This is a genomic window from Maribacter aquivivus (genome assembly GCF_900142175.1).
Taxonomy (GTDB): Bacteria; Bacteroidota; Bacteroidia; order Flavobacteriales; family Flavobacteriaceae; genus Maribacter; species Maribacter aquivivus.
Map to the genome: position 1 here is coordinate 1,195,516 of NZ_FQZX01000001.1, position 15,827 is coordinate 1,211,342.

Sequence of the window (15,827 nt, forward strand, 5' to 3'; positions counted from 1 at the left end):
TAAATCTTTATAAATGTATTTCTTTTCTAATATTTAATCTATGTAAATTATTCTATTAAATTTAGTGTTTATTAGCCTACTGTGTCGGACATTTGTTAGCCTAATATGTCGGACACTTACTAGCCTACTGTGTCGGACATTTGTTAGCCTAATATGTCGGACATTTGTTAGCCTACTGTGCAAACATAATATTTATAAGGGTTAAAAGCAATACATTATCACTATTAAGGTATTTAATTAAATAATTTAGAATAATAAATATTTGTTTTTTAAGTATTTTAATCAGAAGTTGTAGAAGTATATTTTGAGTTGGTTTTGCTTATTTATTCAAAATATCTAGAATTTCACTCCTTTTGTAATATACCCTATTTCCCATCCTGTAAGAAACTAATATTCCATGTTTTGTCCATTGGTGTAATGTAGGAAACGAAATTTTGAAATACTCAACTACCTCCTGTCTTGTCATAAGCTCAGTAGGCTCATTTGGCTGGTAACATTCTTTAATATTTTTTAATTCTTCCTCAATTTGTAAAAGTTTATCTAATACTAATTCCATTGCTTTTGGTAAATCTTCAAATCTCAAGTTGCTCATAATAATATTTTTTAAAAATTAATTTTTTAACTTTTTTTTCAAAAAGCCATACACTTGATAAAGTACAAATCACCCCCCTACCCAATTATAAAAAGGGTTGCTAGGGTACTACTGGAAACGGATTAATTCTTCAAGACCCAAACTAAATAAGCTACTTATCTTTCAAGGGAGCTAACTTAACTTTTTGAGAATCACTTCACCTAACTAAGACTGCACTCGCTTCGCTCGTGGAATAAAACTTATTTACCCTTGTTAAGTTCTGGGATAATAATATTCTTATCCTAGAATTAAAATATTAAATGATGACGAAGTATAAGCAGATTCAGAACCCTGAAACGGGAGAAACAGAATTTCAGTTCAATGCCACTTTATTGAAAATTGGTAAGAGCGTATTAGAAAATGCTAATGAGAAACTTTTTAAAGTAGTAACGTTAAAGTTCAACTTGCCTGATGGCGAAGAAGTAGAGAGAACAGCCATTTGTTATCAATCTAACTATCAATATGGAGTAGAAGAAGGTAAAGACTACTTATGTAATCTTAGTTATGATAAAGAAGCTAATCCTCAAATTAGAATGTCACATTTGACAAATGCAGATAGGGCTACAGCATCGGACTTTGCGGGCTTATTGCAGGTTTCTAGTCAACTAATCGATGATGAAGCTGTAATATAATATTAAGCTTAATTTATTATCCACAGAGGACTTATACAAGTAACGTATAGGTCCTTTCTAATTTACTAACATTTTAAACAACACTTATGAAAATACGAATATCCGAAAGGAAAAAAGCTAAGATTAAGCTTGCCCTACAAGGTAGTGCCGGTAGTGGTAAAACCTATTCTTCATTGCTTATAGCAAAAGGTCTTATAGGAGGTGACCTGTCAAAAACAGCTATCATAGATACAGAAAATGGGTCTGCTGACTTATATGCTCACTTGGGTAATTACAATGTCGTTTCTATGAAACCTCCCTATTCACCAGAAAGGTACATAGAAGCCATAGAGCTTTGCGAAAATGCGGGTATGGAGGTTATCATAATAGATAGTATATCTCATTGCTGGGACTTCTTATTAGATGTGCATAGCAACATGCTTGGTAATAGTTTTACCAATTGGGGCAAGGTAACACCTAGACAAAATGCTTTTGTTAATAAGATGCTACGTTCAAATGCCCATATCATTTCTACGATGAGAGTGAAGCAGGACTATGTGCTAAACAATAAGAATGGCAAAATGGTCCCAGAGAAGGTAGGTTTAAAGGCTATACAACGCAATGACCTTGATTATGAATTTACAATTGTTTTTGATATTGATGCTGCACATAATGCTAAGGCATCAAAAGATAGGACTGGGCTATTTATTGATAAGCCAGAATTCTTAATTAATACTAGTACTGGGAAGAAGATAATCCGATGGTGCAATGAAGGGTCCGGGTCAGAATTAACAAAGGCTAAGCTTGAAATTGAGAGCTGTAAGAATATTACAGACTTGAAGGGGCTCTATTCCAAGTATTCTAGAATTAGAGAGCATGTTAAGCCCTTAGTGATTGTAAGGAAAGCAATACTGGAAAATTTAGAGCATCAAGTAATTCCACACAACCAAATAATTCAACAAACTAAAATTCAAGAAAATGGAATTGATAACAATTAATAATAGTATTGAAAAACAGGTAATATTAGAAAAGGATGTTACCGTATCACAAGGAAATTTTATAGAGGCTAATACAGAGTGTGTGAGCTTGAGTCACCTTAAAAATGAGTGCATTATACCAAATTATTCGGACTCAGAAAGTACCATAGCGCACTCCGAATTTATTGATGCTACAAACGAGGTAGTTCATGCAAATTTTCCAGAAACTAGTGTCTTAGAACCCAATATAAGGATTTCACATATAATTAAAGGAAGAGTCCCAACAGCTATACGCAAGTCCGTTAAAGAGCTTAGCCCTAAGGAGAAGACTATATATTACCAACGTTGCGCGTTCATGATAGAAGTGCCTAGTTTGTCAGAAAATGTAAATAATAATAAACTCTCACTCACTATTGGAGGTGTAAGAGCATTAAATCAAGAGAATCTCTACAGTAAAAGGAGCTTAGAAAAGTTTAAGGTATTCATTGGGTTCAAAAATCAAGTTTGTACTAATTTGTGCATAAGTACAGACGGATTAAATACAGATATCAGAGTTAGTAGTGTAGCAGAATTAAAAGATAAGATTAACGAACTAATCCAACAATTTGATAAAGATAGGTTCTTGGGCAACATGGAGCGTATGAGCAAGTTTAGCCTTAATGAGTTACAGTTTGGACACACCATAGGAAAAATGCGAATGTACACCCATCTAAATAGGGAGGAAAAACTTGACAAGTTGGCACTTCTTATGAATGATAATCAAATTGGAACAGTAGTAAAAAACTACTATCATGACCCAAATTTCTCTAGAAGTCGAAATGGGGATATTAATCTTTGGGATTTCTACAATTTAATGACGGATGCCAACAAGTCAAGTTATATTGATTTAAATCTAGAGCGTAATGCCAACGCATTTGAGTTCGTAACAGGCATGGCTAATTCATTGCAGAATCAGACTTATAATTGGTTTTTAAATTAAAAGGTTTTGAATGAAATATGAGTGGACAAGACTTATCAGAATTACTCCAATACAGTTCTCCTGAGTGGTTGTATGTTGTGACCTGGAACAATGTGCTGAAACAGTTAATAGTTCCCTTTAGAGTGGCTGTAATGAGTCCAGTTGGGCATTTAACTATAGGACAAGTTGTGTATGTAGAAGAAGTGAAAATCACATTGAACCTAATTACTGTTTTCATTGTTGAGGGCAATGCTTATTACTACCATCACTTTGACATCTTGATTGACTAATAACTTAGTCAGAGGAGTTATGCTGTATTTTGGATAAACAAGCTTTTGAGACGGTATCTCCTATATCAAAAAACCCCTGAAAATGCGAAGTGCTTTGATTGAAAAAGGGGAGGGAAAGATTGGTGATAATTTCACCAGCTTTTTCTCTTACTTATCCGATATGTCCTCTTTTAGAATATTTATTTTAATCATAAGGTTTATCTACATAATTATAAATAGCTATAATGTGATAATCGTTTCGTTATTCATATTTACTTTTATAATTTTCGTCAACTTAAAATAGATAAAATTGGGTTTAGTAAATAAGGTAAAAGAATTAGATAACTTCTTAAACGAAAGACACCTTGAAACGGAATTTACTAAAGATAAATTTGAGTATAACGGTATTGACTTTGATGGAAAATCCATCAGTACTGACAGTTATACTATAACACATAAAGTAAATGATACAACGGAAGAAGTATTTGAAGCTGAAATGGTATTTGATGAATATCAAATTGGGGCATTTAAAAGATTGCTTTATGATTTGAAAGATTCCTTTGTTAAAGAATACTCTACCACTTATATCTCACTTATTGAAAAAATAGCATTTGGAAATGCATTTAAAGATCATATCAATAAAAAGTTAGAAACTTTTAGAAACCATAAAATAGGCAGGAACTATGCTGGCTTATTATCTGAATTTATCAATGATTTATCGATTAGGTACATTGAGCATGATGATGCAAAAGAAAAAAAAGTAAAATCATTTGAATTTAAGAAGAAGTATCTCCACCGGAATACGTTATCAAAGATTTATACAATTCTGATTGATAATAATTTAATAGGTGCTGAAACTAAAGAATTTGAATTCAAGAATATTTTTCGAAATGAAGAAGTTGAAATTCCAATACGTTGGATAGGGAATACTTCTGAATTGAAATATTTTATTAACCTTATCAATAGAGAAGATCTTGGTTTTGTTGACCGGGAAGATTTTAAATGGAGAATTGCTGTTAATTGCTTTATAAAAGTTAGCAGTAATTCCTTAAAGAAAATTACTTACAAGGATTTAAGAACCTACAAGGCGACAGATAAATCAAAACAAAAACTAGATAAAATTTTAGTTTCTAAAATAGTGACTATTTGATTTACTACGCTTGTACTACGTCATAATATTTATTCTTAACAATTTTAAACATAGTAGTCATTATTATAATATAAATTATGTTTAGTTGTACAACTAGCGTACTACGCTTACCTATTCTTACTTAATATACTCTAACTTCTAGAACTACATTGCACTCAAAATAATCTGAATTACCCTGATATTCTGATCTAGTAATTGATCATGTAGATAGAAGGATTTTAGATTGTTAGAATTAATACAAAAAGTATTATGAGTTATAATGACGATAGTGCAAATACACAATTATTGATTCTAATTTCAACGTTGAAGTGCTTTTAAATACCTGCGGACCGATGACCAATGATGATGGTAAGGTTTTGCATAACACCGTATTTGAGTTCATCAATTGCCATTTCTATGGAGATTTAGTAGCAGAAGAGTCTACATTAGATTGCAAAGTAAAATTCCGCAATTGTCATTTTCACGGTGATGTAAATTTCCGTAACACTACTTTCAAGGATTTAGCAGACTTCTGGAAATGTACCTTTCATAAGCCTATTACATTTTACAAAACAGATTTCTACAGTACAGTTGTTTTTTCAGCATCCACATTTAAAGAGAACGTACTGTTTACATACACTTTGATTGATAAGCTTATGATTTTACGTGGTACAAACCCAGAAAAAGGTTTTGATTTATCATTAGCCATCATCGCAGGTCAAATAAGCGTTTATGATTTTAAAATGGATGACTACAAGTCATTTGGAAAAATCTATAAAGAGACAAATAAAGCGATAGACGAAAACAAAAGCCTTGAATATAGTGATGCGTATGAGACAATATATGATGCAGCTGTTACCATTGGACATAAGATACCTATTGAAAATAAGAGGGAAACATACCGAATTTTAAAAAGTCAGCTAGAGTCACATAAAAATTTTATTGATGCTGTTCCTTATAGAGTGATGGAAAACAAGACACTTTTAAAAGAGTCTTGGAAAAAGCTAGTAAATGGTCATACATTCAGCAGACCTATATCAAATATCATAGTGTTATCACTTAATGCAATATCCAACTGGTTTGGTCAATCCTATATATTAGGATTTATATTCACAGCAAGCATCGGAGGTTTGTTTTTTACTTGGATGCTTTCGTATATAGGACATTTTGAGCTGACTACAGATGTCACTGAGTGGCAATGGCAGTATTATGTACAATACTTGAATCCTACACATAGAGCTGACTTTATGAAAGCCGTAGATGAAAACCCTAGTCAAGGTTTTTATATTTTAGATTTCGTAGGACGAATTTTTATAGGATATGGTATCTATCAAATCATACAGGCTTTTAGGAAATATAAATAGATGACAACACAACCAGAACAAATATTAGAGAATAACCTAGTTGCACAGCTAGTCGCATTAGGCTACAAAAAGGTTGAGATAGTTGATGAGGTCTCTATGTTGTCTAATTTGAAAGTGCAATTAGAGAAGCACAACAAAGTCACATTGTCTGAGCAAGATTTTAAGCAAATACTTAATTATATAAATAAAGGGTCAATTTTTGACCGTGCAAAAATATTACGTGACCGTGTACCCTATGTAAACGATAAAGGTGAGAACAGGACTATAGAACTCATCAACCAGATACACTGGTGTAGAAACCAATATCAGGTCACACAGCAAGTCACCATAGAAGGTAAATACAAAAACCGTTATGATGTTACAATTCTAATTAATGGTTTACCGCTAGTACAAATTGAGCTAAAACGTAGAGGTTTAGAACTCAAAGAAGCATTTAACCAGATTAACCGCTACGAGCGTCACAGTTTTGGAGCTGGAGCTGGTTTATTTCAGTTTATACAGTTGTTTGTAATTAGTAACGGAGTCAATACCAAGTACTACGCAAACAGTCCTATTAAAGCTCGTTCCTTCAAGCAAACCTTTTACTGGACAGATACCAAAAATAAGCTCATCACGCAGCTTTCAGACTTTTCAGGAATATTCTTAGAGCCGTGTCACGTATCAAAAATGATTTGTAAATACGTTGTGATGAACGAATCTGGACGTTACTTAATGGTATTACGTCCGTACCAGTTCTATGCAGTAGAAGCCATCATTGATACCGTAAAAACAACAACTAAAAACGGTTACATCTGGCATACTACGGGTTCAGGTAAAACATTAACCTCGTTCAAGACCAGTCAAATACTTACACAGATGCCACAAGTACATAAAGTGGTTTTTGTAGTAGATAGGAAAGATTTAGATTATCAGACAACGAAAGAATTTAATAGCTTCAGTAAAGGCAGCATTGACGGTACAAATGATACCTCAACGCTAGTAAAACAGTTAACTGGAGATGCAAAGCTAATAGTAACCACGATTCAAAAACTTAACACAGCAGTGACAAAGTCACGTTATATTAAGAAAATGGACTCGCTAAAAGATAAACGAGTAATTTTCATTTTTGATGAGTGCCACCGTTCACAGTTCGGAAAGACACACGAAGCAATTAAAACATTTTTTGAGAATAGCCAGATGTTTGGTTTTACAGGAACACCAATTTTTGAAGATAATGCTGGTAAAAATGAATACGGTAAACGTACAACTGCAATGCTATTTAATAAGGATTTGCATAAGTATGTCATTACCGATGCGATACGTGACGAGAACGTATTAAAATTCTCAGTGGAGTATATTCAGACATTTAAAAAGAAAGATGGTATTCAGGATATCGATGTGGAAGCAATTAACGAGAAGGAGGTAATGGAAGCACCGGAGCGTCTAGATGCTATTACTAACTATATTGTAGCAAATCATAACAGGAAAACTCATAGCCGTGAGTTTACAGCGATTTTTTGTGTGAGTAATGTGGACACCTTAATCAAGTATTACAATCTGTTTCAGCAGAAAAAGGAAGCAAGAGAGCATAATTTACGTATAGCGACCATTTTCTCGTACAACGCAAATGAAGACGATAAGGAAGCCGTAGGCGACACGTGGACAGATGATGAGTTTGCTATGGCAGCAGAACCAGCAGCAAGCTACGGAACAGCTGAGAAAAACCAGCACACCAGAGAACATCTAGAAGGTTTCATTGGTGACTACAACAAAATGTTTGCGACAAATTACAGTACTAAGGACTCGCAGTCATTTTACAATTACTACAATGACATCGCAAAGCGAGTAAAACATAAGCAAGTAGATATTTTGTTGGTGGTCAATATGTTTTTAACTGGATTTGATAGCAAGTCGTTAAATACCATATACGTTGATAAGAACTTACGTTATCACGGTCTAATTCAAGCCTATTCCAGAACAAACAGAATCTTAAACGAATTAAAATCTCAAGGTAACATTGTAGCTTTTAGAAATCTAAAAGAACGCACTGATGAGGCGATAAGCCTATTCTCAAATATCAATGCAAAGGACGAAATCATAATGCAACCGTACGAAGAGTACGTTGAGAAAATAAATGCAGCATTTATTGTATTACTACAAATAGCACCTACGGTTAACACTGTAAACAATCTGAAGGACGAAGAGGAAGAGCTAGCTTTTGCTAAAGCGTTTAGAGAGTTAATGCGACTTAAAAATATTCTCAGCACATTTACAGAGTTTACATTTGATGACCTCAGCGTAAACGAACAAACTTTTGAAGATTACAAAAGCAAGTATCTAGATTTATACGATAAAGTAAAAAGTCACGATGCAAAAGAAAAGGTATCGATACTTCAGGATATAGATTTTGAGCTGGAGTTGATACACCGTGACGAAATTAATGTTGCATACATTTTGAAATTACTGGCAAAACTGAAGGATGCAACTCCAGAAGATAAAGTAAAGCAAGAGAAAGCTATTTACGATATCATTGCTGGAGATACAAGATTACGTAGTAAGCGAGAATTGATTGAGAAGTTTATAAGTCAGCATTTACCACTAATCGAAGATTCAGAGGATATTGGTGATGAATTTGCAAACTTCATCAATATAGAAAAGATGAGAGCCATAAAAGACCTCAGCGATAAAGAAGACCTAGATGCTATAAAACTGGAGAAAGTAATAGGTGATTACCTATTCACAGAGAAGAAGCCTTTAAGAGACGATATCGTAGATTTAATGAATGAAAGACCTAGTCTAAAAGAACGAAAAATAAAGTCTGAGAGAGTGACTAGTAAAATTTTAAAATTTATTGAGACATTTATTAGCGGCATATCAAATTAATAATAAAAAAAGGCATACAATTCGGATACCCATTAAGTTGACAAGTTGGCAAAAGATTGGATATAAAGAAGTTACCTTCCTTGGTTCGAGCCCAAGAGGGGGAGCAAAAAGCGAAATCCAATCTATTTATTTAGGTTGGATTTTTTGTTTTTAGTTAATATTGACAGTGCTTCACCGGGTTTTAGTCTGAAATCTTATAATCAGGGTAAGATTGAATACGTCAAAACACTTTCCAATATTAGGTACACTCTTTGGGACTCCAATTATAATAATAACTAATTATTTAAATCAGTTGTTTCTTATGATTATTAAAAGAAGGTAATAATCATAAGTTATAGCGTCTTGAAATAAAGAAGGCTACTTATAATTAAGTAGCCTTCTTTATTATATAAAAAGTGTTTTGATTGAACTACATGGTAAACCAATCTGTTACTTCTTTAATAATCTTCTGATCACCACTATTTTTATAATCAAATTCATTGCTTTTTGGGTTGTAGACGTAATCTTCACCCCATTCTTTAAAGTTTTGGGCAACTTGATTCACTGCGTCACATATATAGGCTAATTCTTTATTCGTAGTGATTGGGTGTAGCGATAAGCGAACCCAACCTGGTTTGTCTGTCAAATTACTATTCTCAATATCTTTGGTCATAGTAGTAGACGTGTTGGTATCCATGCTAAATAAGTAATGGCAATAGGTACTTGCACATGACCAGCCTCCTCTAACTTGAATGCCAAATCTGTCATTTAGTAACCGAACTACTAAGTTGTAATGTGCGCCTTTTATTCCAAAGGAAATAACACCTATACGTTTTGCATTATTTTCCCCTAAGATAAACAATCCATCAATTTGGCTAAAAGCTGTAAAACATTGCGCTAATAATTCTTCTTCGCGTTTTTCAATGTTGGTAGTTCCCATTTTTTCTTTAAGACGTATAACAAGCGCTGTACGCATTACTTGAAGAAAACCTGGAGTTCCACCATCTTCTTTAGTTTCTATGTCTGTATGGTAGCTGTATGCGCCCCATGGGTTGGTCCATTTTACATTTCCACCGCCGGGTACATCTGGGCAATCTGTTTTGTAAAGATTTTTATTAAAAACTAAAACGCCACATGTACCAGGACCTCCTAAAAATTTATGTGGCGAAAATAGAACGGCATCTAAGTATGCTTCTGGATCTTTAGGGTGCATATCTATTTCTACGTATGGCGCAGAAGCAGCAAAGTCTATAATGCAAATCCCTTTATTTTGGTGCATTACTTTTGCTAGTTCATGGTATCTAGAAATTATTCCGGTAACATTGGAACAGGCTGTAAAAGCTCCTATTTTTTGTGGTCTATCTACGTATTTTTCAACCTCAGTTCTTAATTTTTCAGGACAAATAAGGTTATTTTCATCGCAAGGTACAATCACTACATCTGCAATAGTTTCCATCCAAGGGACTTGGTTAGAATGGTGTTCCATGTGAGAAATAAAAACAACGGGGCGTTCGTTCTCCGGTAACTTTATATTGTTTTTTACAGCGTCTGGCCATCGAAGTCCCATAATACGTTGTAATCTTGAGAGTACCCCTGTCATGCCTGTGCCAGCGGTAACCAATACATCGTTCTCATTTGCATTTACATGCTTTTTAATTATTTCTCTGGCATGTCTGTAAGCATAGGTAGAGGCTTTTCCTGTTTCGCTTGAAAATGAATGCGTATTGGCAATCATTGGACCTATTTTATTTCTCATGGTATCTTCAATGGGTCCATATAACCTACCACTAGCGATCCAGTCTGCGTATAGCAGATTTTGAGTACCATAAACCGTCTCAAATACCGCATTTTCGCCTACTACGTGAGATTTAAATTTGGCGAAATGGAGTTCAAGAGAAGATTGCTTTGCACCTTTTGTAGAGTTGGCTGTAGTCATAATAAAAGTATTTAAATGAAAACTGAGGCGAAAGATACTAAGGGCAGTACAATTACCTTAGTTAAGTCAGTATTTTTTTTGCCTTTCTTAAGTGTGAAAATATGCTGGTTGCGAACTGCATAATAATATAAATCAATAAAGAGATAGACATTTTTTAAAGGTAAAAATCATCGCCAAACTTTTTCAATATCTTTGGTACACACTGTAAGTTGTTTTATAATATAAAATATGTCAAATTATTTAATTACCGTAAACGAAGAAGAACTACAATTTAATAGTAGCGATGTTGATACTTTAGATAGCATTAAAGTGAATGCAAAAAATCTTCATGTTTTAGATAATAATAGTGCTTTTGAGGTGGAGGTTGTCCATTCAGATTTTTTGAATAAGATGATGTCATTGTCCATTAATGGAAACATATATGATATTAAGTTAGAAGATGAATACGATCAACAGGTTAAAAAAATGGGATTGTTAGCAGTAACAACTCAAAAACTGAATGAGGTAAAAGCACCAATGCCAGGTTTAATTGTTGATGTAATGGTTGAGGTAGGTCAAGAGATTGTAGAAGGTACTCCTTTATTAGTCTTGTCGGCAATGAAGATGGAAAATATTATTCTTGCGCAAGGTGAGGGAATTATTAAGTCAATTGAAGTTAAAAAAGACGACGCTGTAGAAAAGGGGCAAGTGATTATTGAAATGGAGTAGAAACCTAACATGATAAATGTTATAGCTTATATAATAAATTACCTAGACCGGCCTTACGAGTTTCTCATAAGAGAAAATTTCAAATTTCGTGGAAACCCTCTAATTAGTTAAATCTCGATTATCGAGTAAATTAAGTTTTTAATGAAGAAAATATTAATAGCCAACCGCGGTGAGATAGCTTTACGAATAATGAAAACTGCCCAAAAAATGGGTATAAAAACTGTTGCTGTTTACTCAGATGTTGACCGTCATTCTCCACATGTTAAGTTTGCTGATGAAGCTGTTTTGTTAGGACCTGCGCCATCATCAGAATCTTATCTAGTGATGGAGAAAATTATTAATGCGGCAAAAGTAACTGGAGCAGAAGGCATTCACCCAGGTTACGGATTCTTAAGTGAAAATTCAGTTTTTGCTCAAATGGTTGAAGATAATGGCATTACTTTCATTGGTCCTAAACCTCATGCTATTAAGGTGATGGGTAATAAGTTAGCCGCCAAAGAAGCAGTTCGTGATTATGATATTCCTATGGTACCTGGTATTGAAGAAGCTATAACCGATGTTAAATTAGCTGAAAAGGTAGCTAAGCAAATAGGTTTCCCTATTTTAATAAAAGCTTCTGCAGGTGGTGGTGGTAAGGGAATGCGTGTTGTTGAAAACTTGAAAGATTTACCAGAACAAATGCAACGAGCTATCGGCGAAGCGCAAGCTGCTTTTGGTGATGGTTCTGTTTTTATAGAAAAGTATGTGGGTTCACCTAGGCATATCGAAATTCAGATACTAGCCGATACGCAAGGTAATATTGTTCATTTATTTGAACGTGAATGTAGTGTGCAAAGAAGACATCAAAAAGTAGTTGAAGAAGCACCTTCGGCAGTGCTTACCCCAGAAATTAGAAAAGCCATGGGTGAAGCTGCAATCAAAGTAGCAAAAGCATGTGATTATGTAGGAGCAGGTACGGTGGAGTTCCTGCTTGACGAAAAAAAGAATTTTTACTTCTTGGAAATGAATACAAGGTTGCAAGTAGAGCATCCAGTTTCTGAGTTGATATCTGGTATTGATTTAGTAGAGCAACAAATAAAAGTAGCCCGTGGCGAAAAGTTGGCTTTTACCCAAGAAGATTTGAAAATAACAGGTCATGCGCTTGAAGTTCGTGTGTATGCCGAAGACCCGTTAGCTAATTTTATGCCGAGTATTGGTACGTTGTCTACCTACAAAACTCCGGTAGGTGAGGGTATTCGTGTTGACGATGGTTTTGAAGAAGGTATGGAGGTTCCTATTTATTATGACCCCATGATTTCTAAGTTGATTACCTATGGAAAAAATAGGGAAGAAGCCATACAATTAATGATAAAAGCAATTAATGACTATAAAGTTGAAGGTGTTGCAACAACCTTATCTTTTGGCAAATTTGTATGTGAGCATGAAGCTTTTACATCAGGAAATTTCGATACACATTTTGTTAAAAACTACTATTCTCCAGAACTTTTAGAAAAGCAGTATGCTGAAGAAAGAAGAATAGCAGCATTGGTAGCCTTAAAGTTGTATTTAGAAAATGATAAAACCTTGAAAATTCCGACTAAGGTTTCTTCAAATTGGAAGAAGAGTAGAGCTTAGAATTGCAAATTGATTTGAAAAATTAGAATGAAAGATAATAAACAAATACTGGCAGAAAAACTTGCATTGGCTAATTTAGGTGGTGGTCAAGTACGTATTGATAAGCAGCACGCCAAAGGAAAGTTAACTGCTCGTGAACGTATTCATTTTTTGTTGGATGAGGGCTCATTTGAAGAAATGGGTGCTTTGGTTACGCACCGTACTAAAGATTTTGGTATGGAAAAACAAGTTTTCTATGGGGACGGAGTGGTAACTGGTTATGGTACTATTAATGGGAGACAGGTTTGTGTTTTTGCCCAAGATTTTACGGTTTTTGGTGGTGCACTTTCTGAAACCCATGCTGAAAAAATCTGTAAAATAATGGATATGGCTATGAAAATAGGCGTGCCTATGATTGGTTTAAATGATAGTGGGGGAGCTCGAATTCAAGAAGGGGTACGTTCATTAGGTGGATATGCCGATATTTTTCATAAAAACGTAATGGCATCTGGGGTAATTCCTCAGATTTCTGCCATAATGGGTCCATGTGCGGGTGGTGCAGTTTATTCGCCAGCAATAACCGATTTTACCTTAATGGTAGAGAACTCTAGTTATATGTTTGTTACAGGACCTAATGTGGTTAAAACGGTGACAAATGAAGAGGTAACATCAGAAGAATTGGGTGGCGCCTTAACACATGCTACAAAATCTGGAGTAACACACTTAACCGCTGCGAATGATATTCAATGTATCAATCAGATTAAGCAGATGATTAGTTATATGCCTCAAAATTGCGAAGATAAACCAGCAGATATTCCATTTAAGCTGGCTAATGAGGTGCGCGATGTATTAGAAGATATCGTTCCTGAGAATGCAAATCAGCCTTACGATATGCGTCATGTAATCAACGGAATTATTGATCAAGACACGTTCTTTGAAATTCATGAAGCATATGCCGATAACATTGTTGTAGGCTTTGCAAGATTAGGTGGTAAAAGTATTGGTATTGTTGCCAATCAGCCTATTAGTTTGGCGGGTGTATTAGATGTTGATAGTTCAAAAAAAGCAGCACGTTTTACTCGGTTTTGCGATTGTTTCAATATTCCTCTTTTAGTATTGGTAGATGTCCCAGGATTTTTACCGGGTACAGATCAAGAATGGAACGGTATCATAACCAACGGTGCAAAATTACTGTATGCCTTAAGTGAAGCAACGGTGCCTAAAGTAACTGTAATTACTAGAAAAGCATACGGTGGTGCGTATGATGTAATGAACTCTAAACATATTGGTGCCGATTTAAATTATGCTTGGCCAGGTGCAGAAATTGCAGTGATGGGAGCAAAAGGAGCTAGTGAAATTATTTTTAAGAAAGAAATAAGTGCAGCGGATGATCCTGTGGCGAAATTGGCTGAAAAAGAAGCGGAATATGCAGAATTGTTTGCAAACCCATATAGTGCTGCGCAAAGAGGATTTATAGATGAAGTTATTCTACCAAAAGACACTAGAAGAAAATTGATAAAAGCTTATACTATGCTAGAGAATAAAGTAGCTTCTTTACCAAAGAAGAAGCATGGTAATATTCCGTTGTAGTAGTTTAATTTTTTAACAAAATGATATTTATATATTTTAGGAACTCAATGTAATTTTAAACCATTAAAGAAGAATCCCTAACGATAAGGCTGGTTTTGATCTCAACTGTTTTTGTCATTACATCATTTGTCGGGTTTTCAAGTTCTTGAATTAAGAAACGGACTGCAGTTCTTCCTATTTTATCACCAGGTTGATCCACTGTTGTTAGTGCGGGACTAACGATGGTGGAGTTAATAGAGTTGCTAAAACCTACTACAGCTATTTCTTCAGGTATTTTTACTTTGAACTTATGTAGTGCCTTTATGGCGCCTATGGCAGCATTATCGGTTATGGCAAATATAGCATCAGGGCGTTTCTTCATGCTTAAAAGAATATTGGTCAATCGTCTTCCGTTTCCTAAAGAAATATCTTCGGTACTTAAAATAAGTTTATTGCGAACAGGAATGCCGTATTGCTTTAAGGCTCTTAAATAACCGGCATACCTTTTTTCAGAATTATAAGAATTCTCCGTTTCCTTAATAATGGCAATACGCTGTTTACCCAGTTCAATTAAATGCTCAACGGCATTAAATGCAGCTTCCTCTTCATTGATTACAACTTGTGTACAAGGTATTTTGCTAGAAACTTTATCGAAGAGGACTATAGGTATACGATTTAATATTTTTAATATCTCTTCAACATTGGTTGTTTTTCTTGCCAATGACATTAATACCCCGTCGACACCAAATTGTGTCATGGTATTTAGCATTTCTACTTGTTTAGCCTCGTTATTGTTAGATTCTGAAATAATAACACGATATCCGCGTAGCTCGGCTTCTTCCAAAATTCCCTTTAAAATGGTTGAAGTAAATAAATGAGATATGTTGGGTACGATTACTCCAAGTATATGAGTTTCACGTGAGCGAAAGCCTCTCGCAAATAAATTGGGTACATAATTCATTTGCTTAGCAAGCTTTTTAACCCGCTCTTTAGTGCCCTGGCTAATATCGGGGTGATCATTAAGAGCCCTAGAAACTGTGGAAATCGACAGACTCAATTCTTTAGATAACTCTTTTAATGTGGTATTTCTCTTTTTACTCATAATTGAAAATCAGTGAATTATGATGATTTTATAAGAAATACAATACTACAAAATAAATTGCAAACGTTTGTGCAAACGTTTGCATAGAAAATTCGTTAATATTTGGTTAATAGAATGCTATATTCATATAATTTGGTCT

The 15,827-nt window shown here is 34.5% G+C and carries 13 protein-coding genes; 10 read left to right on the forward strand and 3 right to left on the reverse strand.

Annotated elements, in window-relative coordinates:
* Nucleotides 1–319: 319 nt before the first annotated feature.
* Nucleotides 320–592 (reverse strand): helix-turn-helix domain-containing protein, encoded by a 273-nt coding sequence (locus BUC31_RS05125; RefSeq protein ID WP_073241870.1) that lies wholly within the window; start codon nt 590–592, stop codon nt 320–322.
* Between the two features lie 299 nt (nt 593–891).
* Between BUC31_RS05125 and BUC31_RS05130 the strand changes: the two genes are divergently transcribed.
* The 7 genes from BUC31_RS05130 to BUC31_RS05160 all read left to right on the forward strand — a co-directional run bounded on the left by BUC31_RS05130 (nt 892) and on the right by BUC31_RS05160 (nt 8,801).
* Nucleotides 892–1,263, forward strand: coding sequence for a hypothetical protein (locus BUC31_RS05130; RefSeq protein WP_139251896.1), 372 nt, complete (start codon nt 892–894; stop codon nt 1,261–1,263).
* 86 nt (nt 1,264–1,349) lie between these two features.
* On the forward strand, nt 1,350–2,240 hold the full coding sequence (locus BUC31_RS05135; protein ID WP_073241874.1) for an AAA family ATPase: 891 nt from the start codon (nt 1,350–1,352) through the stop codon (nt 2,238–2,240).
* Nucleotides 2,221–3,198 carry a DUF3871 family protein gene (locus tag BUC31_RS05140; RefSeq protein WP_073241876.1) on the forward strand — a complete coding sequence of 326 codons (978 nt, stop codon included), beginning with the start codon at nt 2,221–2,223 and terminating at the stop codon, nt 3,196–3,198. The genes BUC31_RS05135 and BUC31_RS05140 overlap by 20 nt, the downstream gene beginning before the upstream one ends.
* A gap of 17 nt (nt 3,199–3,215) precedes the next feature.
* Nucleotides 3,216–3,467, forward strand: a complete 252-nt coding sequence (locus tag BUC31_RS05145) for a hypothetical protein (protein ID WP_073241878.1) — start codon at nt 3,216–3,218, stop codon at nt 3,465–3,467.
* Between the two features lie 289 nt (nt 3,468–3,756).
* A complete protein-coding gene (locus tag BUC31_RS05150; protein ID WP_073241880.1) occupies nt 3,757–4,596 on the forward strand; it encodes a hypothetical protein in 840 nt (279 codons plus the stop codon).
* Between the two features lie 332 nt (nt 4,597–4,928).
* Nucleotides 4,929–5,939: a pentapeptide repeat-containing protein gene (locus tag BUC31_RS05155; RefSeq protein WP_073241881.1), complete on the forward strand. Its 1,011-nt coding sequence runs from the start codon at nt 4,929–4,931 to the stop codon at nt 5,937–5,939.
* Nucleotides 5,940–8,801 (forward strand): type I restriction endonuclease subunit R, encoded by a 2,862-nt coding sequence (locus BUC31_RS05160; protein WP_073241883.1) that lies wholly within the window; start codon nt 5,940–5,942, stop codon nt 8,799–8,801.
* Between the two features lie 409 nt (nt 8,802–9,210).
* Here the strand turns inward: BUC31_RS05160 and BUC31_RS05165 are convergent, their stop codons facing one another.
* The gene (locus BUC31_RS05165) at nt 9,211–10,716 is read right to left on the reverse strand and encodes an aminotransferase class V-fold PLP-dependent enzyme (protein ID WP_073241885.1); all 1,506 of its coding nucleotides are present in this window, start codon (nt 10,714–10,716) and stop codon (nt 9,211–9,213) included.
* Nucleotides 10,717–10,944: 228 nt separating this feature from the next.
* Here BUC31_RS05165 and BUC31_RS05170 point away from each other — a divergent pair, with 228 nt between their 5' ends.
* The 3 genes from BUC31_RS05170 (at nt 10,945) to BUC31_RS05180 (ending at nt 14,607) form a co-directional block, all read left to right on the forward strand.
* On the forward strand, nt 10,945–11,424 hold the full coding sequence (locus BUC31_RS05170; RefSeq protein WP_073241886.1) for an acyl-CoA carboxylase biotin carboxyl carrier protein subunit: 480 nt from the start codon (nt 10,945–10,947) through the stop codon (nt 11,422–11,424).
* A gap of 141 nt (nt 11,425–11,565) precedes the next feature.
* The gene (gene accC / locus BUC31_RS05175) at nt 11,566–13,038 is read left to right on the forward strand and encodes an acetyl-CoA carboxylase biotin carboxylase subunit (protein ID WP_073241888.1); all 1,473 of its coding nucleotides are present in this window, start codon (nt 11,566–11,568) and stop codon (nt 13,036–13,038) included.
* A gap of 27 nt (nt 13,039–13,065) precedes the next feature.
* Nucleotides 13,066–14,607 (forward strand): acyl-CoA carboxylase subunit beta, encoded by a 1,542-nt coding sequence (locus tag BUC31_RS05180; protein WP_073241890.1) that lies wholly within the window; start codon nt 13,066–13,068, stop codon nt 14,605–14,607.
* A gap of 55 nt (nt 14,608–14,662) precedes the next feature.
* Here BUC31_RS05180 and BUC31_RS05185 read toward each other — a convergent pair whose 3' ends face one another.
* Nucleotides 14,663–15,688, reverse strand: a complete 1,026-nt coding sequence (locus tag BUC31_RS05185; protein ID WP_073241891.1) for a LacI family DNA-binding transcriptional regulator — start codon at nt 15,686–15,688, stop codon at nt 14,663–14,665.
* Nucleotides 15,689–15,827: the final 139 nt, after the last annotated feature.